Genomic DNA, 22,777 nt, shown 5'->3' with positions numbered 1-22,777 from the left:
TTACCCTCCGTGTTTCACGGCTCCACAAAACGGGAAAACTTCTCATGTCGATGAGAGGGGTGTTGTTGATGGAACGGCATTTCGTGGACCACATCGAGGCCTTCGGCAGCGGCTACGCCGACCCGAAGGAGGTGCTCGGCCGCTATCTGCCGGCCGACGAGGTCCGGCAGCCGCACGAGTGCGTACCCGGCATCTGTGAGACCGGGCGAGGACGCAACGGCGGCTCGGGGGGTAAGAACCGGCTGTTCGACCCGAAGCTGGTCGACGTCGAGTGATCAGGCGTAAGAACGGCCCGCCGGATCTCCGGCGGGCCGTTTTCCATGCGTGGGTCTAGCGGTACCGCAGCAGCGCGCCGATCCCGTCGGACATGGCCACGTCGCCGCTCTCGACGGTGAGCAGTGAGGCGTCGGTCATCGCCAGGGTGCGCAGGATCGCGCTGTCGGCGCGAACGCGCTCGGGGGACTCCACGCCCTGGGCGCGCGACTCCTCCTCGCTCACGGCGATCTGAGAGGGCGCCTCGCCTATCCACACGTGGTCGTTGGAGGAGGGGTCGTTCTCCAGCAGCAGGGTGTCGACTTTGGCCTCGGCCAGCGCGCGGACGACGTCGTCGAGACCGGTGACGGCGTTGCGGCCGCTGTCCTGCCGGAAGCGGTCGGTGATGGCGACGTGCCGCGCGGCGATGTGCTCGGCGATCGCCACCTCGGCGGCCTGGTCGAGCGCGTGCGTGTCGGTGGAGGCGCGCGAGCCGGCGTCGGTCTCGACAACGCGGTCGAGGATCGCCGCCGGCAGGTTCTCCTTGCAGGCGCCGCGTGCGCGCACGTCCCCGGCGAGGATGACGATCTCCGCCCCGGTGCGCTTGACGAGCTGGGTGACGGCCTTGGCGACGTCGCCGGCGTTGCGGTCCCAGGCCTCCTCCGCCGCGCGCTGGTAGCGGGGAGCCGACCAGCCGCCCGGCTTGGACTTGGTGAGCCCGAAGGTCTCGCCGCCCTCGACGGTGGAGGTGCGCGCGGTCGCCCCGCCGGTCACCTCGGTGATGGAGGCGCCGGTGCGGTCGACGACGACCCGGATCCAGGGAACCTCCTCGCCGTGGGCGACCGCTAGCGGCATCGCGTAGGGCAGCAGGCTGTGCGAGGCCTGGTCATGGGTGGGCGGGGTCGGCAGTTCCTCTCGGACGACGACCTCGCCGCCGTTGGCGAACAGGGCCAGACCGTGGCGCCCCGGGTCGCGGTCGGCGAGGACGGCGGCGGCGATGGCCTCGACGTCGCGGTCGCAGGCCCCGGCGAGATGGTCGCGCAGCGCGCTCCAGCGCAGGTCGATCACCTTGGCCGCGTCATGGGTGTCCCGGGACGCGTCGAGATAGACCGAGGTCCACGGGCCGGTGCGCTCGTACATGGGGCGCAGGAATGCCAGATCCATGATGATCCCTCCATCGGTGCGGTCCGCTCCCGATGGCGTACCCATCTCACGCCCGACTTATCCGTAAGCAGCCAAAACGCGCCTGCGCCGGGTCAGGCGCATCTAGCGTGGAGGACATGAGCATCGCCATGCCGGAACGAGACCCGCACGATCCCGACGACCCGACCACCGGGCCCGACGAGGAGACCTTCGCCAGGCAGGAACGCTCCGAGGAGCTGCCCGACGAGGAGCTTCCCGGCTACCTCGACCCCGAGCGCGACAACCCCGAGGAACCGGGAAACCCGCGCTCGACCCTCGACAACTAGCCGCCGCGTCAGCGGGCTCCCGCAGGGCCGCCGAGCTGTTCGGCCAACTTCCGGAGTTCCGCCACCGCGGCGGGCGAGGGATTGCTGAGCCCGCTGTGCACGGCCGCCGGGCTCTTCAGGAAACGCCGCAGGACCGGCACGAGCAGACCCTGCGGCAGCGTCCGCAAGGCGCCGAACGCGCGAGGCACCGGGGGCGTCGCCATCGCGGCGAGGTTTCGCCGCATGAGGTGGAGCATCCCGCGGACCGCCCCGGGATCGTCGGCCAGCGCCACCGGCCCACCCGCCGCGCGCACCGCCTGCCCGAGGGGGACCTCGAAGGCAGCGTGCGTCTTGAGCCAGGCGTCCACGCGCGGTTCGGCCCGGGCCCTGATCCCGGCGGCGCGGAACGTCTCCACGATCCGCTCCAGCCGGGCGGTGGTGCGGCCGTCGGGCTCACCGATCGGCATCGCCACCCGCCGGGTCAAGAAGTCGGACCCGCGGTAGCGGACCACGTCGCCGTCCATGGTGCCGGCGGCCGTGGGGAAACCGAGCAGCACCCGCTCATGGCCGATCACCGCCCCCAGCGGCCGCGCGCCGGCCGCCCAATTGTGCAGGAAGAGCACATCGCCTTCGACGTCGGCGAGCGGCTTCAGCACCGCGTCCACCTGGTGGGTGCGCACGAAGACCAGGATGAGGTCGTACCCGCCGTCCGGGTGCTCGACCACCGGTACCGGCACCCGCCTGACCGCCGCACTGTCGCCCTCGGCGAGCCGCACACCATGCCGACGCAGATCCGTCAGGCGCTCGCCCCGAGCGAGGAGCGAGACGTCGTGCCCTGCCCCGTGCAAGCGGGCGGCCGACAGACTGCCGAGAACCCCGGCGCCGTACACGAGAAGCCTCATGGCGCATTCTCGCTCACGCGTGTCCTCGACCCCAACGCACGCCGCTACTCCCCGACCACGCCGTCCAGCGCCTCGCGGATGAGGTCGGCGTGCCCGTTGTGGCGGGCGTACTCCTGCGTCATGTGCACCAGCACCCACCGCAGCGAGCACTCCTCGCCCCAGGGCGTGCGGCCCGTCGCGTCGAGGCCGAGACCCGCGACGGTCGCGACGGACCGTTCGCGTTCGGCGCGCCACGCGGCCATCGACCCGGCGACGTCGGCGGTGTCGACCTCGTCGAAGTCGGCGTCGCCCCGGTTGTCGAGGTCGAGGGCCCGGCTGAACTCGCCGCCGCCGAGCACCTCGTGGAACCAGCCGCGCTCGACGTTGGTGGCATGCCGGACCAGGCCCAGCAGGGAGAGCGTGGAGCTGGCCACGGCGTTCGCACGCAGCTGATCGTCGGACAGGCCCGCGCACTTCCACGCCAGGGTTTCCCGCTGGAACTCCAGGAAACCGGTGAGCACCTCGCTCTCCCCACCGGTCATCTCCCCGCGCGGACGCTCGTCGGGAGGCGTGGACATCAGCCGACCCTCGCGAGGAAGGCCAGCACGCGCTCGGTCAGCAGGGCGGCGGCCTTCTCGTCGTAGTCGGGCAGGGACTTGTCGGCGAAGAGGTGGCGGTCACCGGGGTAGAGGTACAGCTCGGCGTCGTCGGCGGACTTCACCAGCGCGCGGGCGGCGTCGATGTCGCCGCCCTCCTCGACGAAGTACTCGTCGGCGTCCATCGCGTGGATCTCCACCGGGACACCCTCCGGCCAGCTCGCGCCGAACTCGCCGACGGGCACGCAACCGCTCAGCAGCAGCGCGCCCTTGGCGCCCGGCCGGGTCTGGGCGAGCTTCTGCGAGGGCATCGCGCCCAGCGAGAACCCGGCGTAGACGAGCCCTTCGGGCAGGCCCTCGGCCGCCGCGACCCCGCGTTCGAGGACCGTGCCGAAACCGGTCTCGCGAGCGAAGCCGATGCCCTCTTCGAGGTCGGTGAAGACGCGGCCCTCGTAGAGATCGGGCACGTGGACGGTGTGGCCGGCCGCGCGCAAATCGTCGGCGAAGGCGACCACGCCTTCGGTCAGGCCGTGCGCGTGGTGGAAGAGCAGAAGCTCGGACATGGTGATTCCCTCTCGTCGGCGGCACCCCTGCGGCACCGCCGGATTCATCATGCCCCCTATTCCCGACACCTTCTGTCGGGTTCACAGGTCACCATGGATTCATGCGCGCCTCCCGGATGATGACCCTCCTGCTCCACCTCCAGGTGCGCGGCCACGCCACCGGACGTGAGCTGTCGGCGCTGCTGGAGGTCAGCGAGCGCACGGTCCAGCGCGACGTCGACTCCCTGGCCGCCGCCGGGATCCCCATCCGCTCGACGCGCGGGCCGGCCGGCGGCTACCGGCTCGACGGCGGGTACCGCACCCGCCTCACCGGTGTCGGCCTCGACGAGGCCGGGGCGCTGGCGTTCCTCGGGCTCGCCGGCCCCGCGCAGCAGCTCGGCCTCGGCGAGATCCTGGAGGGCGCGCGCATCAAGGTCTGGGCCAGCCTCACCGGCGAGGCCCGCGAGCAGGCCCGGCAGACCGCCGAGCGCTTCCACCTCGACCCCATGCGCTGGTACGGCACGCCCGAGCCCGTGCCGATGCTGACGCGGCTCGCCGAGGCCGTGTGGCTCGACCGCCGCGCCCGCGTCGAGTACGTCGGCGGCGGAAAGGCGCGCACCCGCGAGATCGATCCGATGGGACTCGTCCTGGCCGCCGGTGACTGGTATCTGGTGGCGCTGCGCGACGGGGAGAGGCGCACCTACCGGGTGTCGCGGGTGGTGTCGGTGGAACTCCTCGACGAGCCCGCCGCCCGCCCCGCGGCTTTCGACCTCGCCGAGTCGTGGGCGCGCTCGCGCAAAGAGCTGGAGACCGAGAAGACCGCGATCGAGGTGACCCTGCGGGTCCAGCCCGAGATGCTGCCGCGGCTGAGGGGAATGGTGCCGGTGCACGGGCAGGACCGGGTCCCGGTCACCGCGACCGGCGAGGTCGAGCTGACGATCCCCTTCGAGAGCGAGTCGTGGGCGCGTTGGGCGCTGCTCGGGCTCGGCGGGGCTGTCGAGGTCCTCGCGCCTGACGGGATGCGCGAGTGGGTGTCCGGGCAGGTCCGCGCGGCGGCGGCGCGGTACGGGTGAGCGCGGCGGCGCGGTCGCCTCGGGGCGTGCTTCCCGACTCTCAGCGCGCGGACGCCACCGTCCACATGAGAGCGAAACCTGGGAGAAAAGAAGAGGGACCGGCCCCCGATGATGTCCGGGACCGGTCCATGCGCAAAACGGGACGCGCCTACCAGCCGGCGGGCCGTCCGGCGCCGTAGTACGGGCTGCCGCCCTGGTCGACGGTCGAGACGATCACGCCGACGCCGTAGGTCGAGGCGTGCACGACGTGGTCGTCGCCGATGTACATGGCCACGTGGTTCAAACCGTTGTAGAACACCAGGTCGCCGGGCATGAGCTCGTCACGGGAAACGTGCTGCATCATGGCCCACTGCGCCGCGGCGTTGTGGGGGAGGTTGACGCCGGCCTGCTGCCAGGCGCCCATGGTGAGGCCCGAGCAGTCCCACACGTCGGGGCCCGAGGCGTTCATGTCGTAGGCGTCGCCCTGCTGTGCCAGCGCGAACTCGACGACCTTGCCGCGCTCACCGGGGACGTGCGGGGGAACGAAGGCGTCGTCGGACAGGCCCCGCGAGTCGCGGTAGGCCGTGTCGCGTTCGTCGGAGAGGCGATCGAGGTCGGCCTTGATCGACTCCTTCTTCTCCTTGAGCTCGGCTTCCTGCTCGGACTGGGTCTCGTAGAGCCCGTCGAGGACCGCCTTGCGCTCGTCGAGGTCCGACTTGGCCGTGTTGAGTTCGGCGATGGCGTCGGCGTCGTCGGCGGTGGCCTGGTCGAGGAGGGTGATGCGGTCGGCGAGGGTGTCGGGGGAGCCGGTGGTGAACACGGCCGTCATGCCCGACACGGGGCCGCCCATGTAGGCGTTCGACGCGATGACGTCGACCTTCTGGTAGAGCACCTCGAGCTGTTCCTCGAAAGGCTTGAGCTCCTTTTCGAGTTTGGCGACCTTCTTCTTGGTCTCCTTGAACTCGATGCTCACCTTGTTGTAGTCCTCGATCACCGCTTCGAGATCGTGGAACTGCTTGTCGATCTCGTCTTCGATCTTGTCGGTCGGATCGGCGTACGCCGGGGCCGCCGAGAGCACGAGTGCTCCCGTTGCCAGGGCGATGATCCCGAACGCGCGGAGCCCACGGCTCGCGTTGCGTGCTGTTTTGCCGAGCAAGAGTTGCTCCTTATCAGCTATCGAACCGTCAGCGAGCGTACTGCATCGGGGTCGCCCGAAGTGGGACTCTCACCCGAACGGACCAGGGCCCGGTGATGGATGGCCTGATCAACTGGGGTGAAGGAGACCGGACGGCGTGTCGCGAGAGTGAAGGAAAGGTGACGGTGAGTCGCATCGCGGAGCGCGCGAACGCCGGGATCGCCGCCATAGCGGGGATCGGGCACGGTCCTAACGCAGACGCATTCCGGCGCACTCGGCCCCGTGCACACCGCAGTCGGTGTCCACTTCGGCGAATCCGCCCTCGACCCACCAACGCGACGACGCCCGCTCGGCGCGCGCCATGCGGGAGTGCCGGCAGGCGAGGCCTTCCAGTTCGGCGCGCTTCTCATCGCCGAGGTCCACGTCGGGGGACCTGAACCACCCGGGTCCGGTCTGATGTAGACGGTGCAGGGCGGCCGGGCTGTACACGGCCCGCACCCGCCAGCCGCCCAGCCACTTGCGCAGCACGATCGCCGGCACATAACGCCGATTGCCGCCCCGCCGGCAGCGGCCGACGACCTTGATCTTCTCGCCGCCGTCCCCACTGAACGCGCCGAGCACGTACAGCTTCGCGCCGGGACTGAAGAGCCGCAGGCCCCGCATGCGGGCGACTTCGCCGTCGGCGTCGGCGAGCGGGCGCTCGGGGACGACGTTGGCGACCATGCACCACAGGGGATGAGGAGTGGGTTCGGACTCGGGCACGGTAAGGAGTCTGCCCGGCGGTTCGCCTAGACGGAACGGGATTTCGGTGGGGCCCCGGCCGGAAAGACCGCGCGGCTCGAACGCGTCGCCGCCCCGCCCGGTCACCATCAGCGGTATCCCCCACCGCGCGAGTCCTTCGATCGGCTCCCGAAGCCCAGCGCCCCAAGGGGTCAGGGCGTAGAGGACTCCGGCGTCCCCGAGCCGCCGTTCGACGATCCCCGCGGCCTCAAGGGTTCGCAGTCGCTGGGAGAGGAGGTTGCCGGCGATCCCGTGCAGCGATCGGGTGAGTTCGGTCGCGGTGTCGATCATGGACGGTGGCACGGCGTAGACCGGGTGCACGTGCCGCTGAGCCGGGTCGAGGCCTTCGCGAACGATCTCGAACTCGCCGGGGAGTTCCGGCGTCTCCACGACCTCGACCGGGGCGCCCGCATCGACCTCACGCCGGCACAGGCCGCCGAGATCCGGGCCGCCGACAAGGCCACCGCGCGCCGGCTCATGAAGACCTACGGTGTGAAGCGGCTGAGCATCAACCTGCTCGACGGCGTCGAGTACCTCCAGGCCGAACGCAGGCCCGAGGCCTTCTACGCCGAGGCCCTCGCCATCGTCACCGACTACCGCCTGGGCGCCATGAAGAGCCTGCCGCCGCCGTGGGAGTACGAGGACGAGGAGATAGCCGAGTTCGAGGAGAACGGCTTCGAGGACTTCGACGAGCCCTTCGACATCGCCGACTACAAACGACGCCAAGCCCGCCTACGGCTCGACGACTACCCGCATGCGGAGTTCACGATGACCGTGAAGGACACCGGTTACGTCGAGCACCTGGATCGCGGTATCCACTTCGCGACGGCGATCTACGGCGAGTACGGCTGGGATTAGCTCGGCGGAGGGAATCGGCCGACGATGGTGCGGACGGGCGGGCGGGCGGGAACGCTCGTCACAGGGTGTTCTCGGTGTCAGTACCCGTGCCGGTGCCGGGGTAGGAGCGCGGATTGGAACGGCCGTCCGTATCGCGGTACCGCACGCGCTTGAGGTCTTCGGGCAGCACCTTCCGCCCGCCCTTCCACACTGCTCGCGGGTCACGGTCGACACGACGTCTGCGCCGAGCGGACCGGAACGCCCCGACAGCTCCCCACGCGGCCAGCACCCCGACGACCACCACTATCGAGACAAGCACGATCAGCCCGACGTCCATGTCCACCAGCCTAGACGCGTCGCGGGTCTACTGTGGACCACCGAACGGCCGGGGCCGGGGGCATTGCGCAGCCGACCGGCGGCACCCGACAACGGATGGGCCCTGCGCGCGGTGGCCGAACGGTGCAAGGCGGGCACGGCGGGCACGGCGGGCACGGCGGGCCGAACACATCAGGCGCGGATGACACGCGGGACCGGCCGCGCCCGGGTACTGATGCCGGTGCCGGGGCCAGAAGACTTGCGCCGGATGGCCGGCGCTCACAAGCCAACGACGAGCGGGCAACGAGCGAATCCGACTGGCGGCAACGCGGGAGGGGGAGCCGGCCCGCCAAAACGGGCGACACACAACGCCATCCGGCCAGCCCGCCAGCCAGGGGCTTCGCACTCCGGAAGAACTCCGCTGGGGAACACCGGCGACAGAGTATGGCCGCAACCCCTCGCGGGAACTGAACGGCAGCTCGCGGCGACGACAAGATGGCCCCCTTCCCTCACGCCGGACCAGGGCGCGCCCGGTAACAAGCCCGCAGGTGACGGGCGGGGCTCGCCACCGCCGGTCCTCCGGGCCGCAGGGCGCTGGGCTCCAGGGCTGGGCTGCTGGGCTGCTGGGCTGCTGGGCTGCTGGGCTGCTGGGCTGCTGGGCTGCTGGGCTGCTGGGCTGCTGCTGGAAGTTTGAAGCTTCGCGTTGCGGAAACGGCGCTTCGCCGGGAAACGCCGCAAGGAAGTGCCGCCCATGCCCGCCGCAGAACAGAGGCGGCTCAGAGAGTGGGAGAGGGACCCTTTTCCCACTGCCGGGACCGGCGAGCGCGATCACAAACCGGCCGCGTGGCGCCGCCGCGGGTGGCGGGTGGCGGGTGGCGGGTGGCGGGTGGCGGGTGGCAGGTGGCGGCAGAGCCTCCCACCGCCGCAAACCCATCCGCCCGCGCGCACGATGACAAACCGGCAGGTGACGGGCGGGGCGCACCGCCCACGCCAACCCATCCAGGAGCACCTCACCCCGCCGAACCAACCCAGAGGGGGTGTGGGTGGAGACGGAGTCTCCCCCACCCGCGAGCGAAGCGAGCAATTGTCAGCCCAGACCAATGCCCCCGCGGGCCACCCGGGGGCAGGTGGGGGCGGGGGCATTGGAGTCTGTGTGTCGGTGTTCCTGTGTGCGGTGCGGCGGCCCGGCGGCGCGGAACGCCGTCGTGCACCCGACCCGTTACCAGCCGGGGATGCGGCCCGCCCCGTAGTAGTCGCTGGCGGCGGCGTCGATGGTCGTCATGTAGACGTTCGAGTAGTTCGTCGCCGCGTGGATGACGTGGCCGTCGCCGATGTAGAGGGCGACGTGGCTGAGTCCGTTGTAGAACACCAGGTCGCCGGGTTGCAGCTCATCGCGGGAGATGTGCTGGACCATGTTCCACTGGGCTTCGGCGTTGTGGGGCAGGTTCACTCCGACCTGGCTCCACGCGCCGAGCGTGAGCCCGGAGCAGTCCCATCCGTCGGGTCCGGCGGAGGCGAAGATGTAGGGCTCGCCGTCCTGCTTCAGCGCGAAGCGGACGACCTCGCCGCGGTCACCGGGCACGTAGGGCGGAACCCAGCCGTCGTCGGCGATGCCGCGGGAGTCGCGGTAGGCGGTCTCGCGCTCTTCCTGGAGCCGGTCGAGATCGGTCTCGATCGTCTCCTTCTTGGAGCGAAGCTCCTCCTCCTGCTCCGACTGCGTCTCGTACAGGCCGTCGAGGACGCGCTTCTGCTCGTCGAGTTCGGCCTTGGCCTCGTTGAGGGCCTCGATGGCGTCGTGGTCGTCGACGGTCACCTGGTCGAGAAGGGTGATGCGGTCGGCGAGGTTGTCGGCCGAGCCGGTCGTGAAGACGGCGGTCAGGCCGGACATGTTGCCGCCCATGTACGAGGCGGAGGCGATCTTGCCGACCTCCTCGTAGAGGACGTCGAGCTGCTCCTCGAAGGGCGCGAGCTTCTTCTCGAGCTTGGCGATCTTGCGTTTGGTGTCCTTGAACTCAAGGTTCACCTTGTTGTAGTCCTCGATGATCGCCTCGAGGTCGTGGTACTGCTCCTCCATCTGCTTCTCCTTGTCGTCGACCGGATCGGCCGAGACAGGGGATGAGGAGATGAGGACTCCGACCGCAGCGAGCGCGACAATTCCCAACGCGCGTAGACGTGACGTGCTGCGTGCTGCTTTCCCGAGCAACATTCGCTCCTTCTTCAGCGGGCGGACCATCGGCGAGACTACTGCACGTTCGGGGGACAACTGAAGCCCGGAACGGAGGTTTTTCGCGCTTCCATTAAGAAATCAGCACAGCGTGACAACGCATCGGACTCTCTGTGCGTTAACATGGCCGATTGTGGACCTCATTCGAGTGATCGCCGACACATCTGGCGCCTGTTGTCGCTGTTGTTAGCCCCAGCAGCCGACAGCCGATCCTGCCCGTGAATTCGGGCACCGTCCACAAAGGTCTCTCGTGAGCTCTCTCACCCATACCGTCCTTTCCGCCCTTTCGGCCTTCTACGCCCAGAGCACCCCGCAACCGCGTTTCTCGACGCGCAGCCGCACGGCCCGCCGGCTCGTCGCGGCCGACGACCACGAGGCGTGGCTGATGGCCTGGCTTCCCGGCCAGAGCACCGAGCTGCACGACCACGGCGGCGACCACCTGCCGGCCGAAGCGGGCTTCACCGTCGTTTCCGGACGGTTGCGCGAGTACACGGTCGTTCCCGGCGAATTCCCCGGCCTGTCCTCGCACGAGGTCGCCGAGGGCGAGTCGGTCTCGGTCTCGCCGCGCACGATCCACGCCGTTCGCAACGACTCGACCGAACCGGCGGTGAGCGTGCACGTGTACGCGCCGAAACTGGTGCGGATGCGGTCGTATCTCTTCGACGAGACGGGGCTGTCGCTCGGCGCGATCCGCCGCGCGGGCGCGGACTGGTGAGGGTCTAGCGCTTCGGCCAGTGCCAGGGCGGGCCGTCGAGGATCCCCTGCCCGGCGACGACGGTCCGGCCGCCCTCCTTGCGCAGCTCGACGGTCGCGGCGCCCTGCCCTTCGAGGGCGGCGACCAGCTGCGCGGAGTGGCTGACGACGATGACCTGCGTGTCCTTCGAGGCGGTCGCGATCAGTCCGGCCAGCGGCGCGATGAGTTCGGGGTGCAGGCTCGTCTCGGGTTCGTTGCACACGAACAGTTCCGGCGGGCGCGGCGTGAGCAGCGCCGCGGCCCACAGCAGGTAGCGCAGGGTCCCGTCGGACAGTTCCGCGGCCGCCAGCGGCCGCAGCAGGCCGGGCTGGCGCAGCCGCACGCCGAGTCTGCCGCCGTCGAGGTCGACGCCGAGCCGGCTGCCGGGAAAGGCCCGGTCGACGGCCTCGGCCAGCGCCTCGTGGTCGCCGATCTCGATGATGGTCTGGAGCGCGGCGGCGAGGTCGGCGCCGTCGTGGCCGAGGACCGGTGTGCGGGTGCCGATGCGGGTCTCGCGGGCGGGCGCGGCGGCGTCGGTGCGGAGGTGGTCGTAGAAGCGCCAGCCGCGGATGCGTTCGCGCATGTCCAGCAGTTCGGGGGCGTTGCGGGGGTCGGCGAGTTCGGCGATCATGCTGTCGAAAGTGGCGAGGCGGTGGTCGAGGACGGCCCAGGCGCCGTCGCCGTCGCGGACCTTGATGCGGCCGTGGTTGCGTTCGGCGAGCAGGGTTCCCGGCCGCAGGAAGGGTCCGGCCCACACGGCCTCGACCTTGATCTCGGGGTCGAGGCTGAACGCCGACTGCGAAGGTTGCGGCTGACCGAGGTCGACGGCGTAGCCGAAGTCGTCGGCGGCGAAGCCGAGGCGCAGGCCGATGGGGCGGTCGCGGACGGTGCCTTGGACGGGGTGGCCGTCGCGGGGTGGGTGGTCGGGTCCGGCCCACAGTGTCGACGGCAGGCCGCCCTCGGCGGCGAGCGCGGCCACGGCGCCGCCGCGCGCGCATTCCGACAGCAGCCGCAGGGCGCGGTAGAGGCTCGACTTGCCGCTGCCGTTGGCGCCGGTGACGACGGTGATGGCGTCGAGCGGCACGACGAGGTCGCGCAGCGAGCGGTAGTTCTCGACGGCCAGGACCTTGATCATGTCGGCAGGATAGGCCGTGGGTGGGACATTCGCCTGGTCACCGGCCCTGCGCGCGCGGGCGCTTACAGGTAGGCGCCCGTCGGGAGTTCCTCGACGCCCGCCTGGAGCACCTCGCCCGAGCGCAGCGCGCACAGTTCGGCGAGGGTGACGCCGCCGCCGGCGATGCCGTCGTTGCGGCCGAGCCAGTTCACGGCCTCGCCGTAGGGGAAGCGGCCGACCTCGATCTGCGCGAGGCAGCGGCCCGGGCGGATCACGGCCGGGTGCAGGCGGGTGAGGTCCTCGTTGGTGGTCAGGCCGATGAGCAGGTTGCGGCCTTGGCCGAGGAGGCCGTCGGTGAGGTTCAGCAGCCGCGACAGGGCCTGCCCGGCGGCGGCCTTCGCCTCACCGCGGATCAGCTCGTCGCAGTCCTCGATGAGCAGCAGCTGCCACTTCTTGTCCTCCTCGTCGCCGTCCTCGTCGCCGAGGGCGACCTGGAGGAGGTAGCCCGGATCGCCGAAGAACAGCTCGGGGTCGAGGACGCAGTCCATGCGGCACCACGAGCGCCACTCGTTGGCCAGCGCGCGAAGGGCGGTGGTCTTGCCCGTCCCGGGCGGGCCGTGCAGGAGCAGCAGGCGGCCGGAGATGTTGTCGGGGGTGGTGGCCATGAGCGAGTCGAGCTGCCCGACCGAGCCGGAGGCGTAGTTGCCGCGGATGTCGGACCACTTGGGGATCTCGATGGTGCGCACGAGGCGGTTGGCGCGGGGCATCGACATGTGCCAGAAGCCGATGTCGATGACGGTGTCGTCGTCTTCGGGTTCGGGTTCCTCGACGCCTTCGGTGGCGGCCTTGAGGATCGTCTCGGCGAGTTCGGCGGTGCGGGCGCTGACCCGGACCCGGCCGTTGCCGCTCGACCAGCGGATCGACTGGAGCAGCCAGTTCTCGCCGGAGGCGAGGAACGCGTGCTGGCCGCCCTGCTCGGCGGTGCGGAGGATGTGCGCGTCCGGAGGGAGCAGGGTCGCGTCCTTGCGGATCCGGTTGATCCACTTGGAGCGGGCGTGCGGGTAGTCGCCGCGGACGTAGGGGCCGAGCGCGAGGGCGTCGATGACGTCGAAGGCGTCCATGTCGTCGTCGTAGTTCATGACGATCGGCAGAAGGTCTGCGGTCTTGAGCTCGACGGGGGCGCGCTCCGGCTTGCGAGCCGCGTGCGCCACGGGGAGCTTCTGCGGCGATTGCATCCTGGAATGATCCCCGACAGGTGTGACAGCCGCCAACCCGGTTTCGTGCCAGTTGGGCAGGAGTTGCGGTGGTCGGAGGTGAATGTGCCCCCGCCACCTGGGGTGGAACGGGGGAGTGTCGGCAGGGCGACACAGCACCGCCCGGGTAGCGTGCCGATCATGCGACTGCTGCACTCCGGCAAGGTCCGTGACGTCTACGAAGACCGCGGCGACCTCGTTCTCGTTGCCTCCGACCGTGTGAGCGTCTTCGACGTCGTCCTGCCCACACCCGTCCCCGACAAGGGCCGCATCCTCACCGCCCTGTCCCTGTGGTGGTTCGGGCAGCTGTCCGACCTCGTCCCCAACCACGTCATCTCCGCCGAGGACGTCCCCGAGGAGTTCGTCGGCCGCGCGATCCGCTGCCGCAAGCTCGACATGCTCCCCGTCGAGTGCGTCGCCCGCGGGTACCTCACCGGCGGGGGCCTGAAGGAGTACGAGAAGACCGGCACGGTCTCGGGCGTGGAACTGCCGCCCGGCCTGGTCGACGGTTCGGTGCTGCCGCAGCCGATCTTCACGCCCTCGACGAAGGCCGACGTCGGCGACCACGACGAGCCGATCAGCTACGAGCGCGTCGAGGAGTTGCTCGGCGAGGACCGCGCCGCCGAGCTGGAGGACCTGACGCTGCGCGTCTACGAGCTGGGCTCCGAGCGCTGCGAGGACGCCGGGATCATCCTGGCCGACACGAAACTGGAGTTCGGGATCGACCGCGGCGGCGAGCTCGTGCTCGGCGACGAGGTCTTGACCCCGGACTCCTCGCGTTTCTGGCCGCTGGACCAGTGGAAGCCCGGTTCGCGGCAGCCGTCCTACGACAAGCAGTTCCTGCGCGACTGGGCCGAGGACTCCGGCTGGGACAAGACCGGTCCGGCCCCGGCGCTGCCCGACGAGATCGCCAACCGGACGCGCCTGCTCTACGTCGAGGCCTACCAGCGCATCACCGGCGAGGAGTGGGTTTAGAACCACGGGCGTGCCGCGCGCCCCGTCCGGCGCGCGGCACGCCGGTTCCTCACGACGCCGCCGTTCTCCGGCCGCGCTCCCACCCCAGCAGGGTCGGCGGCGAAGGTGAAGGACGTGGACGAAGTGAGACGACCTGAGACACCGCACCGCGTCGAAACGGGAGGCACCGTGGGCGTCCGCCAACCCCCCGATCCGTCCACCGCCGCCGACCCGGCCGCGTTCGTCGCCCACCTCGCCGAGCTGCGCGCGTGGGCGGGAAACCCCTCGCTGCGCACCCTGCGCATCCTCGGGGGCACCACGGTCGCGAACAACGGCGACACCGTCGACGCCCTCCCGGTCAGCACCATCTCCTACGTCCTGCGCGGCGCCCGGCTGCCCCAGCTCCCCCGGCGGTCCTTTGTGGACGCCTACGTGGCCGCCTGCTTCCGCGCCGCCGACCGCGACCCCGGCGACGCCGTCGCCCGCTGGCTCGACGCCTGGCGCGCGCTGCGCGGGTCGGGTGCCCGCCCCGCCTCGACGCTCCCCCGCGACATCGGCGACTTCACCGGCCGCGAGGAACAGCTCGCCCGGATCACCCGCCACCTCGACGACTCCGGCCGCGTCGCCGGCGTGGTCGCCGTCAGCGGCATGGCCGGCGTCGGCAAGACCACCCTCGCCGTGCGGGCCGCCCACCGGCTCGCCCCCGGCCACGGCGACGTCCGCTTCGTCGACCTCCACGGCCACAGCACCGACCGCCGCCCGCGCACCCCCTTCGAGGCCCTCACCAGCCTCCTCAAGACCGACGGGCCGCCGCCCTCCGACCTCGACGAGGCCGTCGCCCGCTGGCGCACCGTGACCGCGGCGGCCAAGACCCTCGTCGTCATCGACAACTGCCTCGACAGCGCCCAGCTCGAACCCCTCCTCCCCTCCGGGCCCGGCTGCGCCGCCGTGGTCACCTCCCGCACCCGCCTCACCGGACTCGACGGCGCCTGCCACATCGCCCTCGACGCGTTCACCCCCGACCAGGCCGCCCGACTGCTCCGCGAGATCGCCGGAGACGAACGCCTCGACGCCGAACCCGAGGCCCTCGGCGAACTCCTCGACCGCCTCGGCGGACTCCCCCTCGCCGTCCGACTCGCCGGCGCCAAACTCCAGCACCGCCCGCACTGGACCGTCCCGGCGCTCCTCGGCCAGCTCGCCCGCCTCGACGGCCTCAACGACGGCCACCGCAGCGTCCCGGCCGCCTTCGACCTGTCCTACCGGCAACTCCCCGCGTCCACCCGGCTCGTCTTCCGCCTGCTCAGCCTCCACCCCGGCGAGCTCGGCCTGCCCGCCGCGGCCGCCCTCACCGGCACCTGTCCCGACGAGACCTGGGAAGAACTGGAGACGCTCACCGACGCGCACATGATCGAGCAGCCCGCGCCCGGCCGCTACGCCATGCACGACCTGCTCGCCGACTACGCCGCCGAACGCCGCGACCGCGAGGAGGACCCGGACGTGCGCGCCGCGGCCGTCGACGGCCTGCTCGCCTGGTACCTGCACGCCGCCCACGACTCCGCGCGCGTGCTCGGCCTCGCGCTGCCGCCCGCGCCGGCCGGCGCTCCACCGGCCGAGCGGCACGTCCCCGGCGACCGCGAGGCCGTGCTCGCCTGGTTCGAGACCGAACGCGCCAACCTCATCGCCGCCGTCGGTCTCGCCGCGCGCGAGGGGCGGCGCGAGACGGCCTGGCGGCTGGCGGCGTCGCTGGCACCGTTCTTCCAGGTATGCGGGTGCAAGATCGACTGGGTCGGCTGCGTCGAGACGGCGCTGCCCGGCACGCGCGAGAGCGGTGACGAGTACGGGGAGGCGTGGCTGCTCGACTCCCTCGGCACCGCGCTGCGGGGTCTCGGGCGCGTGCGCGAGGCCGTCACCGCGCGTTCGCGCGCGCTGGAGATCCGCGCCCGCATCGGCGCCGTTGCGGAATTGCCGCACAACCGTGCCACTACCGACTCAACCTGAAAGGGCCCGAACCTCGTCTTTCCATGCACACGCAGTTAGTGACGGGGAAGGGGAAGCAGATGACTTTGTGGACCGACATCGCGGCGGTCGGGGGCATGCTCGGAGGGGCGGTCGTCATCGTCGGGGGTCTGGCCTTGTGGATCTCCCGGCTCCATCCGGCGCCGCAGCCGGAGAGGGAGCTCACCGAGGTGTCCGACCTGGTGGTCACCGTCGACCCGACGGTGTAACACTGATCGACTCCGCCCCCCTTGGAGTTGACGATGCCCCTGTCCCGAGCGGCCGCGCGCGCGTGGTTCACCACGACCCTCTCGCCGCTGCTGCTGACCTGGCAGGGGCGGGTCGAGCGAACGTGGGGGCGGATCGTCTCGACCAACCCGTACGTCGTCGACACGCTCGTCGCGCTGCTGGTCTGGGTGGCGCTGTCGGTGCAGTTCATCGTGCCGCGCCCGCCCGGGCAGACGCCGGCGTCGAGCCTGTCGTACCTGCTGACGGTCCTGTGCGCGCTGCCGCTGATCTGGCGGCGGCGTTTCCCGCTGACGGTGCTGGTCCTCGTCAACGTGCCGATGGCGGTCAACCAGGCGATCGACGGGGTCGGGCAGCCGCTTCCCTACGCGGGGCTGATCGCCGCTTACACCGTCGCGGCCGTCTCGCCGCTGATGCAGCGCATGGTCATGAACGGCTTGGCGGTGGTCGTCATCCCTCTAGCCGTGGCGGCCAACTCCAACGGGGCACGCGAGTACCTGTTCACCTTCTTCACGTACTTCGGCGCCTACTCCCTGGGGCGGCTCCAGAACTCCCGGCAGGAACGCGCCCGGGCCGTCGAGGCCCGCGCCGAACAGCTCGAACGCACCCGCCGGGCCGAGGCCGAGCGGGCGGTGACCGCCGAACGCGCGCGCATCGCCCGCGACATGCACGACATCCTCTCCCACGCGGTGAGCATCATGATCGTGCAGGCCGAGGCCGGTCCCCTCGCCGTGCGCCGCGACCCCGACCGCGCCGAGCGGGCCTTCGACGCCATCGCCTCCTCCGGCCGCGACGCCATGACCCAGCTGCGCCGGATGCTCGGCGTCCTCAAGGAGAACGACGGCGACGCCGTCCGGGCGCCGCAGCCGACCGTCGCCGACCTCGACGCGCTCGTGGGCCGCGTCGGGGAGACCGGGCCGGCCGCGCGGTTCACGTCGACGGGCACGCCGGTGGCGCTGCGCGCCGACATGCAGGTCTCGGTGTACCGGATCGTGCAGGAGGCGCTGACCAACGTCGTCAAGCACGCCCGCGCGTCGCGCGTCGACGTGCGCCTCGACTGGCGGCCCGAGACGGTGGCGGTGTCGATCGTGGACGACGGGGTCGGACCCACCGTCGGCGACGGGCGCGGGCACGGCATGATCAGCTTCCGCGAGCGGGCGCAGGCGCACGGCGGGTCGGTCCGCTTCGGGCCCGGGCCGCTCGGCCGGGGCTTCCAGGTGGACGCCGAGTTCCCGCTGGCGCGGGAGGATGAGCGGGTGGTGGCGGGATGATCCGCGTGGTGGTGGCCGACGACCAGGAGCTGGTGCGCTCGGGTTTCGCGATGATCCTCGACGCCCAGGAGGACATCGAGGTCGTCGCCGAGGTCGGCGACGGTGCGCAGGCGGTCGGTGCGGTCCGCGAGCACCGGCCGGACGTGCTGCTGCTGGACATCCGCATGCCGATCATGGACGGGATCGAGGCGGCCCGGCAGGTCTGCGCGTCGGGGGACTGCAAGGTCTTGATGCTGACGACCTTCGACCAGGACGACTACGTGTACGAGGCCCTGTACGCGGGGGCGAGCGGTTTCCTGCTCAAGGATGTGCGGCGCGACGACCTCGTGCACGCCGTGCGGGTCGTCGCGGCCGGGGAGTCGCTGCTGGCGCCGTCGGTGACACGCCGGCTGATCTCGGACCTGACCTCGACGCGGCCGGCGACGGCGCCGGGGGCGTCGAGCGCGCAGCGGCTTGCCTCGCTGACCGCGCGGGAAACCGAGATCCTGGCGCTGCTGGGGCGCGGGCTGTCGAACGCCGAGATCGCCGCGGAGCTGGTCGTCAGCGAGCACACGGTGAAGACGCACGTGTCGAAGGTGCTGTCGAAGCTGGGGCTGCGCGACCGGGTGCAGGCCGTGATCTGCGCGTACGAGACGGGTCTGGTCGGCGGGTAGATCCACCTCCCGCTCTCCGGGAAACCCCCGCCCCGGATCGCCCGCATCCGGAAGAATGTGAATACTTCTATTCATCTCGGCCAGAGGGGGCGGAATGGCTGGGAAGTTCGAGCTGTACACCGACGAGGCCGGCAAGTACCGCTGGCGGCTCAAGTCAGGCAACGGGGAGATCATCGCCGTCGGGGAAGCGTACGAGTCACGGTCGGGCGCGGTGATCGGGATCGAGTCGGTGAAGGCGCACGCGCCGGACGCCGAGATCCGCCGGCTCCTGACGACCTGACCCCACCGACCGGCTTCGGGGCGTCCGTGCGCGCGGGCGCCCCGAAGCCGTGTGCGCGGGTGCCCGTGGGGGTCGTGTGCGCGCCTGAAAGACTGATCAACCGTCGGCGACCGTCAACCACCGGAGGACCACATGCCGCCGCAGAACCTCATGCCGGAACCGCCGGCCACGCTGCTCCCGGAGAACACTCCCGCCGTCGAGGCCCTCAAGACCGAGGATCCCGCCGACGTGGCCCGCAAGTGGCCGGACTTCCCCGCCGCGTGGGCCGCGTTGTCGGCCAAGGCGCTGGAGGGTGGCGACGACGTCGCCGCCTACGCCTACGCCCGTACCGGCTACCACCGGGCGCTGGACCAGCTTCGCAAGAACGGCTGGCGCGGGCATGGGCCGGTGCCGTGGAGCCACAAGCCGAACCGGGGTTTCCTGACCTCGCTGTACCGGCTGAGCGTCGCGGCCGCGCAGATCGGCGAGGCCGACGAGGCCGCGCGCTGCGCGCAGTTCCTGCGGGACAGCGACCCGTCCGCCGCGGACGCGTTGAGCAGCATCGGCTGACCTGACGGCGACGGGCCGGGCGTGTGCCCGGCCCGCGCCGGGCGCCTGTGAGCCCTTGCCCACCCCGCAACCCGCAACCCCGGCCGGGGGCTTCGCCCCCGCACCCCCACCGGGAACTCCGTCCCTGGACCTTTCGCCTCGGCTGCGGGCCGTGGTCCCCAACCCGGCAGGCGTTTCGTCAGCCTCCGACCAGGCGAACATTGCGCCGCCTTCCCCCGGCGGGCAAACTCACCGCTTGTGACCGCCCACGCTCCCCGCGTCCCCGATCGCGTCCCCGAGCGCCCTGACGATCCCGTGGAACCCGAGGACTTCGAGCCGCCCGACCGCGTCTACGCGCCGGTCCTCGGCGTGACGCTCGCCTGGTATGTCGTCCCGGGCGTGCTGTTCGTGTTCTGGTCGATGCTCTTCGGTGGCGGCGCGGCGGCTTCCACGTGCGGTCCCGGTCTCGCCTGCGATCAGGGCGGCGACGACCCGCGCCTGGCGATCATCGCGGCGCTTCCATGGCTGGGCCTGGCCTTCGCGTCCAGCCTGATGACGGCCGTGCTGCTGCGCATGCTCGCGACGACCTGGCGCGCGATCAGCGCGGGAACCGCGGCCGCCGTCATCGGCGCGGGCCTGTCGACCCTGCTGCTGGAGCTGATCACGTGAACGCTCACCGGGTCTCCCGGTCGAGCGAGCGCCTACTCCGCGCCGTCGAGCCCGGGGAGGCCGTAGCCGGACGCTTCGTCCCAGTCGACGGGGTAGTCGTCCAGGTGGACGGTCCACTCCGCCGAGGGCAGTTCCCGCCGCAAGCGCGTGAGCCCCGCGAACCAGTGCACGAGGGCCCGGTCGGTCTGCTCCGGATCGGCGGGGAGCTTGGTGCTGCCGTCGAGGACGACCGTGGCGTCCGCGCCGAGATCCCGCCGGTAGCGCGCGAGCGGCTCGTTCTCCTCGAAGGGGAAGGTCCGGTTGCACTCGTCCATGATCCGGTCGGCGGCGGCCGTCTCGGCCTCGGTCATCGGGCTCGCGCGGCGAGCCGTGTAGTAGAGGGAAACGCTCATGGCCGGGGAGTCTAGGACCAGGGTGTGACCAGGCCGGTCGGCGCGCCTACCCGCAGGCCACCGTCGAACTCACCGTCGCCACCCCGGTCACCGGGTCCCACGACAGCACCGCCACCGACCCGTCGGCGTCGGGCATCCCCACGAACCACCGGGCCCCCGCCTCCGTGACGGCCGCACCGGCTCCCGCCGCCGGCCCCGAGTAGGCGACCCAGCCGCTCTCGGCGGCGCGCGTCACCGTCTCGGCCGTGACGGTGACCCCGGCGGGGTTCTGCTCGGCGCCCTTGGCCTCACCGCTCGCCGGCATCGAGCTCGCCGACACCGTGCTCGCCGCCCCCGACGATCCACCGGTCCCGCACCCTCCTTCGGCCTGCGTCCAACGCGGCGCCGTCATGCCCAGACTCGTCGCGACCGCCGCGGCGGTCGGCCCCGGCGTGCCCACCGCCTCGACCTGCGCCACCGGGTCTTCGTCCGGACGACACCCAGTGTCGAGAGTCCATGTCACCGCACCGTCATCGCCCTGTTCCAAGCGTGCGACGACGAAAGGACCGGCGCTGCCCAGGTAGGCGCCCTCACCGTTTCCCACCAGGTCGTAGGGCGCCTTGAGAGCGGTGTAGAGCCTCCCCAGCAGCGAGTAGGCGTTCTCCGGCCTCGTGTACACCGTCACCGTCTGGGAGTAGGCGACCCCCGACCGGATCGGCGTCAGCGAGCAGTCCGCTCCCTTGACGAAACCGCCGACCGTGAAGGCCGCGTCCTCGTAGGTGGACGCCTCGGCCACCGCGGCGGCGACCGCGGCCGCCGCGACCGGCCGGGAAACCCCGGCACCGACCTGCTCGCGCACCGTCGGCCCGCCGTCGGGCCAGAAGAACGCCAGCCCGGCCAGCGACACGGCCCAGAGTGCGATGAGTCCGATCAGGCGTCGACGCGGGGAAAGGTTCACCCGCTCATCTTCCTACAGGTCGGCGAGCGCCCAGGACACCACCGATAAACGCTCGCGTACTCGCCCGCCGCGAGGCACCGTACGGGCATGACCGCGCAGCACGAGATCCGCGCCGACTTCGACGAGTCGACCATCGTCGTCTACCAGGCCTATCCGTCCCGCGTCGCCGACGCGGCCCTGGCGGCCGGCACCTTCGTCCCGCCGTTCTCCTACGGGCGCATGACCTGGATCAAGCCGTCGTTTCGGTGGCTCATGCACCGCAGCGACTGGGCGCGCAAGGTCGGGCAGAACCGGATCCTCGCGGTCCGCATCAGCCGGGAAGGGTGGGAGACCGCGCTCGGCGCGGCGGCCCTGACCAGCGCGGACACCGAGGCGCTCGCCCGCGCCGACGTGCATGTGCAGTGGGATCCGGAGCGTTCGCTGCGGGGCGCGCCGCTCAACTTCTACTCGATCCAGGTCGGGGTCGGCCGCGGGCTCATCCGCGCCTACGCCGAGGAGTGGGTGCGGGGGATCACCGACCTGACGCCGAGGGCGCGCCGGATCGCGGGTTTCCTGCGCGCCGGTGAGGCCGACAAGGCCCGCCGCCTCCTCCCGCCCGAGCGCGTCTACCCCCTCGGGGACGAACTGGCCGCCGGGATCGGCGCAGGGCGCTTACCGGCGGGCTCGAAAGTGGCGTGCGTCACGGCAGCGCGGGGTTTCCGGCCGTCGTGGAAGGAATCGGCCCCTCGGGCTGTTGCAGGGTTAAGTCACTACCGTCGATGGAAGGTTGACCGGTGCGCGATCCACGTGACCTCTACGAGCTCGACCCCGACATCCCCGAGCTGTCCGGCGCCGTCATGCTGCACCAGTTCGACGGCTTCATGGACGCAGGTTCGGCCGGGCGCGCCCTCACCGAGCACCTCCTGGAGGAGTTCGAGCCCCGGGTGATCGCGCGCTTCGACGCCGACCGCCTCGTCGACTACCGCTCGCAACGTCCCCCCATGACCTTCGCCTCGGACCACTGGGAGGACATCGAGTCCCCCGAGCTGGCCGTGCATCTCCTGCACGACGCGACGGGCGTGCCGTTCCTGCTGCTCACCGGCCCCGAACCGGACCGGGAGTGGGAGCTGTTCACCCGCGCCGTCCAGGGCCTGATCGAGCGCTGGGGCGTGCGTCTGACCGTCGGCTTCCACGGCATCCCCATGGGCGTCCCGCACACGCGGCCGCTGGGCGTGACGGCCCACGCGACCCGTGAGGCGCTGCTGGGCGAGGACCACCAGCCGTGGCTGAACACCCTCCAGGTGCCGGGCAACATCTCGGCGCTGCTGGAGCTGCGTCTCGGCCAGGCCGGGCACGACGCCATGGGTTACGCCGTCCACGTCCCGCACTACCTCGCGCAGGCGACCTACCCGTCGTCCTCGGTGCGGCTGCTCGACGCGGTCACCGAGGCCACGGGCCTGGAGCTTCCCGGTGGTCCGCTGCTCGACGCCGCCGAGAGCGCCGAGGCCGAGATCGCCCGCCAGGTGGAGGGCTCGAACGAGGTCGCCGACGTCGTGGCCGCCCTGGAGCGCCAGTACGACGTGTTCACCGAGGCGGGAAACCGCCGCAGTCTTCTGGCGGAGACCTCGGAGCACATGCCGACCGCCGACGAGCTCGGCTCGGAGTTCGAGCGCTTCCTCGCCGAGCAGAGCGGGCGCGACCAGAACTAGGG

27 protein-coding genes are annotated in these 22,777 nt (G+C 71.3%); 15 read left to right on the top strand and 12 right to left on the bottom strand.

All coding sequences use genetic code 11. The annotated features are described in order from the left end of the window. The first annotated feature begins 68 nt into the window (after positions 1–68). The gene (locus AB0I28_RS23090; RefSeq protein ID WP_357496422.1) at positions 69–275 is read left to right on the top strand and encodes a hypothetical protein; all 207 of its coding nucleotides are present in this window, start codon (positions 69–71) and stop codon (positions 273–275) included. 55 nt (positions 276–330) lie between these two features. Here the strand turns inward: AB0I28_RS23090 and AB0I28_RS23085 are convergent, their stop codons facing one another. Beyond that, a complete protein-coding gene (locus AB0I28_RS23085) occupies positions 331–1,416 on the bottom strand; it encodes a Vms1/Ankzf1 family peptidyl-tRNA hydrolase (RefSeq protein ID WP_357496420.1) in 1,086 nt (361 codons plus the stop codon). A 116-nt stretch (positions 1,417–1,532) separates the two neighbouring features. Between AB0I28_RS23085 and AB0I28_RS23080 the strand changes: the two genes are divergently transcribed. Continuing rightward, positions 1,533–1,721 carry a hypothetical protein gene (locus tag AB0I28_RS23080; protein WP_357496418.1) on the top strand — a complete coding sequence of 63 codons (189 nt, stop codon included), beginning with the start codon at positions 1,533–1,535 and terminating at the stop codon, positions 1,719–1,721. 8 nt (positions 1,722–1,729) lie between these two features. Here AB0I28_RS23080 and AB0I28_RS23075 read toward each other — a convergent pair whose 3' ends face one another. From AB0I28_RS23075 to AB0I28_RS23065, 3 genes are read right to left on the bottom strand one after another with little or no spacing between them, the layout of a single operon-like run. After that, positions 1,730–2,602, bottom strand: coding sequence for a 2-dehydropantoate 2-reductase N-terminal domain-containing protein (locus AB0I28_RS23075; RefSeq protein WP_357496416.1), 873 nt, complete (start codon positions 2,600–2,602; stop codon positions 1,730–1,732). 44 nt (positions 2,603–2,646) lie between these two features. Continuing rightward, complete coding sequence (locus AB0I28_RS23070; protein ID WP_357496414.1) at positions 2,647–3,159, bottom strand: DinB family protein; 513 nt, start codon at positions 3,157–3,159, stop codon at positions 2,647–2,649. After that, entirely contained in the window at positions 3,159–3,740 is a 582-nt protein-coding gene (locus tag AB0I28_RS23065; protein WP_357496412.1) for a dienelactone hydrolase family protein, read from the bottom strand. The genes AB0I28_RS23070 and AB0I28_RS23065 overlap by 1 nt, the downstream gene beginning before the upstream one ends. Before the next feature lie 101 nt (positions 3,741–3,841). Here AB0I28_RS23065 and AB0I28_RS23060 point away from each other — a divergent pair, with 101 nt between their 5' ends. Further along, positions 3,842–4,792 (top strand): WYL domain-containing protein, encoded by a 951-nt coding sequence (locus AB0I28_RS23060; protein ID WP_357496410.1) that lies wholly within the window; start codon positions 3,842–3,844, stop codon positions 4,790–4,792. Positions 4,793–4,940: 148 nt separating this feature from the next. Here AB0I28_RS23060 and AB0I28_RS23055 read toward each other — a convergent pair whose 3' ends face one another. After that, a complete protein-coding gene (locus AB0I28_RS23055) occupies positions 4,941–5,927 on the bottom strand; it encodes an NlpC/P60 family protein (protein ID WP_357496408.1) in 987 nt (328 codons plus the stop codon). Between the two features lie 228 nt (positions 5,928–6,155). Then, entirely contained in the window at positions 6,156–6,977 is an 822-nt protein-coding gene (locus AB0I28_RS23050; RefSeq protein ID WP_357496406.1) for a winged helix-turn-helix transcriptional regulator, read from the bottom strand. A gap of 30 nt (positions 6,978–7,007) precedes the next feature. Here AB0I28_RS23050 and AB0I28_RS23045 point away from each other — a divergent pair, with 30 nt between their 5' ends. Continuing rightward, complete coding sequence (locus AB0I28_RS23045) at positions 7,008–7,544, top strand: hypothetical protein (protein ID WP_357496404.1); 537 nt, start codon at positions 7,008–7,010, stop codon at positions 7,542–7,544. A 58-nt stretch (positions 7,545–7,602) separates the two neighbouring features. Here the strand turns inward: AB0I28_RS23045 and AB0I28_RS23040 are convergent, their stop codons facing one another. After that, positions 7,603–7,860, bottom strand: a complete 258-nt coding sequence (locus tag AB0I28_RS23040; RefSeq protein WP_357496403.1) for a hypothetical protein — start codon at positions 7,858–7,860, stop codon at positions 7,603–7,605. A gap of 1,197 nt (positions 7,861–9,057) precedes the next feature. Further along, positions 9,058–9,912 carry an NlpC/P60 family protein gene (locus tag AB0I28_RS23035; protein ID WP_357496401.1) on the bottom strand — a complete coding sequence of 285 codons (855 nt, stop codon included), beginning with the start codon at positions 9,910–9,912 and terminating at the stop codon, positions 9,058–9,060. Between the two features lie 400 nt (positions 9,913–10,312). On the opposite strand from AB0I28_RS23035, the gene AB0I28_RS23030 reads away from it, so the two are divergent. Next, entirely contained in the window at positions 10,313–10,777 is a 465-nt protein-coding gene (locus tag AB0I28_RS23030; protein WP_357496399.1) for a cysteine dioxygenase family protein, read from the top strand. Positions 10,778–10,781: 4 nt separating this feature from the next. Here AB0I28_RS23030 and AB0I28_RS23025 read toward each other — a convergent pair whose 3' ends face one another. Both AB0I28_RS23025 and AB0I28_RS23020 read right to left on the bottom strand, forming a co-directional pair. Then, the gene (locus AB0I28_RS23025) at positions 10,782–11,930 is read right to left on the bottom strand and encodes an AAA family ATPase (RefSeq protein WP_357496397.1); all 1,149 of its coding nucleotides are present in this window, start codon (positions 11,928–11,930) and stop codon (positions 10,782–10,784) included. 62 nt (positions 11,931–11,992) lie between these two features. Further along, a complete protein-coding gene (locus AB0I28_RS23020; RefSeq protein WP_357496395.1) occupies positions 11,993–13,144 on the bottom strand; it encodes a DUF5925 domain-containing protein in 1,152 nt (383 codons plus the stop codon). A gap of 159 nt (positions 13,145–13,303) precedes the next feature. On the opposite strand from AB0I28_RS23020, the gene AB0I28_RS23015 reads away from it, so the two are divergent. From AB0I28_RS23015 to AB0I28_RS22980, 8 genes are all read left to right on the top strand, one after another. After that, entirely contained in the window at positions 13,304–14,137 is an 834-nt protein-coding gene (locus tag AB0I28_RS23015; protein WP_357496393.1) for a phosphoribosylaminoimidazolesuccinocarboxamide synthase, read from the top strand. A gap of 168 nt (positions 14,138–14,305) precedes the next feature. After that, positions 14,306–16,114: an NB-ARC domain-containing protein gene (locus AB0I28_RS23010; RefSeq protein WP_357496391.1), complete on the top strand. Its 1,809-nt coding sequence runs from the start codon at positions 14,306–14,308 to the stop codon at positions 16,112–16,114. Positions 16,115–16,173: 59 nt separating this feature from the next. Beyond that, on the top strand, positions 16,174–16,341 hold the full coding sequence (locus AB0I28_RS23005) for a hypothetical protein (RefSeq protein ID WP_357496389.1): 168 nt from the start codon (positions 16,174–16,176) through the stop codon (positions 16,339–16,341). Between the two features lie 33 nt (positions 16,342–16,374). Beyond that, complete coding sequence (locus AB0I28_RS23000) at positions 16,375–17,628, top strand: sensor histidine kinase (RefSeq protein WP_357496387.1); 1,254 nt, start codon at positions 16,375–16,377, stop codon at positions 17,626–17,628. Next, positions 17,625–18,281, top strand: coding sequence for a response regulator transcription factor (locus tag AB0I28_RS22995; protein WP_357496385.1), 657 nt, complete (start codon positions 17,625–17,627; stop codon positions 18,279–18,281). The genes AB0I28_RS23000 and AB0I28_RS22995 overlap by 4 nt, the downstream gene beginning before the upstream one ends. A gap of 94 nt (positions 18,282–18,375) precedes the next feature. Continuing rightward, positions 18,376–18,561, top strand: a complete 186-nt coding sequence (locus AB0I28_RS22990; protein WP_357496383.1) for a DUF1508 domain-containing protein — start codon at positions 18,376–18,378, stop codon at positions 18,559–18,561. Positions 18,562–18,693: 132 nt separating this feature from the next. Further along, positions 18,694–19,110, top strand: a complete 417-nt coding sequence (locus AB0I28_RS22985; protein ID WP_357496381.1) for a DUF3151 domain-containing protein — start codon at positions 18,694–18,696, stop codon at positions 19,108–19,110. Positions 19,111–19,347: 237 nt separating this feature from the next. After that, entirely contained in the window at positions 19,348–19,758 is a 411-nt protein-coding gene (locus tag AB0I28_RS22980) for a hypothetical protein (RefSeq protein WP_357496379.1), read from the top strand. A gap of 32 nt (positions 19,759–19,790) precedes the next feature. Here AB0I28_RS22980 and AB0I28_RS22975 read toward each other — a convergent pair whose 3' ends face one another. Both AB0I28_RS22975 and AB0I28_RS22970 read right to left on the bottom strand, forming a co-directional pair. Then, the gene (locus tag AB0I28_RS22975) at positions 19,791–20,150 is read right to left on the bottom strand and encodes a hypothetical protein (protein ID WP_357496377.1); all 360 of its coding nucleotides are present in this window, start codon (positions 20,148–20,150) and stop codon (positions 19,791–19,793) included. A gap of 46 nt (positions 20,151–20,196) precedes the next feature. Further along, the gene (locus tag AB0I28_RS22970; RefSeq protein WP_357496375.1) at positions 20,197–21,087 is read right to left on the bottom strand and encodes a hypothetical protein; all 891 of its coding nucleotides are present in this window, start codon (positions 21,085–21,087) and stop codon (positions 20,197–20,199) included. An 87-nt stretch (positions 21,088–21,174) separates the two neighbouring features. On the opposite strand from AB0I28_RS22970, the gene AB0I28_RS22965 reads away from it, so the two are divergent. Together AB0I28_RS22965 and AB0I28_RS22960 are read left to right on the top strand one after the other, a co-directional pair. Beyond that, positions 21,175–22,014: a DUF4291 domain-containing protein gene (locus AB0I28_RS22965; protein WP_357496373.1), complete on the top strand. Its 840-nt coding sequence runs from the start codon at positions 21,175–21,177 to the stop codon at positions 22,012–22,014. Then, positions 21,900–22,775: a PAC2 family protein gene (locus tag AB0I28_RS22960; protein ID WP_357496708.1), complete on the top strand. Its 876-nt coding sequence runs from the start codon at positions 21,900–21,902 to the stop codon at positions 22,773–22,775. Before AB0I28_RS22965 ends, AB0I28_RS22960 begins: the two co-directional genes overlap by 115 nt. Positions 22,776–22,777 lie beyond the last annotated feature (2 nt).

Source organism: Phytomonospora sp. NPDC050363, assembly GCF_040655735.1.
Taxonomy (GTDB): domain Bacteria; phylum Actinomycetota; class Actinomycetes; order Mycobacteriales; family Micromonosporaceae; genus Phytomonospora.
Note: the sequence above shows the minus strand (reverse complement) of the source record. Positions and strands in the feature narration are given on the sequence as shown.

Excerpts from the sequence above, each read along its gene's own strand:
- AB0I28_RS23085 (WP_357496420.1), bottom strand. The coding sequence starts at position 1,416 with ATGGATCTGGCATTCCTGCGCCCCATGTACGAGCGCACCGGCCCGTGG.
- AB0I28_RS22985 (WP_357496381.1), top strand. The coding sequence starts at position 18,694 with ATGCCGCCGCAGAACCTCATGCCGGAACCGCCGGCCACGCTGCTCCCG.
- AB0I28_RS23020 (WP_357496395.1), bottom strand. The coding sequence starts at position 13,144 with ATGCAATCGCCGCAGAAGCTCCCCGTGGCGCACGCGGCTCGCAAGCCG.
- AB0I28_RS23035 (WP_357496401.1), bottom strand. The coding sequence starts at position 9,912 with ATGGAGGAGCAGTACCACGACCTCGAGGCGATCATCGAGGACTACAAC.
- AB0I28_RS23090 (WP_357496422.1), top strand. The coding sequence starts at position 69 with ATGGAACGGCATTTCGTGGACCACATCGAGGCCTTCGGCAGCGGCTAC.
- AB0I28_RS22965 (WP_357496373.1), top strand. The coding sequence starts at position 21,175 with ATGACCGCGCAGCACGAGATCCGCGCCGACTTCGACGAGTCGACCATC.
- AB0I28_RS23065 (WP_357496412.1), bottom strand. The coding sequence starts at position 3,740 with ATGTCCGAGCTTCTGCTCTTCCACCACGCGCACGGCCTGACCGAAGGC.
- AB0I28_RS23050 (WP_357496406.1), bottom strand. The coding sequence starts at position 6,977 with ATGATCGACACCGCGACCGAACTCACCCGATCGCTGCACGGGATCGCC.
- AB0I28_RS23070 (WP_357496414.1), bottom strand. The coding sequence starts at position 3,159 with ATGTCCACGCCTCCCGACGAGCGTCCGCGCGGGGAGATGACCGGTGGG.
- AB0I28_RS23025 (WP_357496397.1), bottom strand. The coding sequence starts at position 11,930 with ATGATCAAGGTCCTGGCCGTCGAGAACTACCGCTCGCTGCGCGACCTC.
- AB0I28_RS23040 (WP_357496403.1), bottom strand. The coding sequence starts at position 7,860 with ATGGACGTCGGGCTGATCGTGCTTGTCTCGATAGTGGTGGTCGTCGGG.
- AB0I28_RS23000 (WP_357496387.1), top strand. The coding sequence starts at position 16,375 with ATGCCCCTGTCCCGAGCGGCCGCGCGCGCGTGGTTCACCACGACCCTC.
- AB0I28_RS23015 (WP_357496393.1), top strand. The coding sequence starts at position 13,304 with ATGCGACTGCTGCACTCCGGCAAGGTCCGTGACGTCTACGAAGACCGC.
- AB0I28_RS22990 (WP_357496383.1), top strand. The coding sequence starts at position 18,376 with ATGGCTGGGAAGTTCGAGCTGTACACCGACGAGGCCGGCAAGTACCGC.
- AB0I28_RS22975 (WP_357496377.1), bottom strand. The coding sequence starts at position 20,150 with ATGAGCGTTTCCCTCTACTACACGGCTCGCCGCGCGAGCCCGATGACC.
- AB0I28_RS23080 (WP_357496418.1), top strand. The coding sequence starts at position 1,533 with ATGAGCATCGCCATGCCGGAACGAGACCCGCACGATCCCGACGACCCG.
- AB0I28_RS23060 (WP_357496410.1), top strand. The coding sequence starts at position 3,842 with ATGCGCGCCTCCCGGATGATGACCCTCCTGCTCCACCTCCAGGTGCGC.
- AB0I28_RS23075 (WP_357496416.1), bottom strand. The coding sequence starts at position 2,602 with ATGAGGCTTCTCGTGTACGGCGCCGGGGTTCTCGGCAGTCTGTCGGCC.
- AB0I28_RS23005 (WP_357496389.1), top strand. The coding sequence starts at position 16,174 with ATGACTTTGTGGACCGACATCGCGGCGGTCGGGGGCATGCTCGGAGGG.
- AB0I28_RS22995 (WP_357496385.1), top strand. The coding sequence starts at position 17,625 with ATGATCCGCGTGGTGGTGGCCGACGACCAGGAGCTGGTGCGCTCGGGT.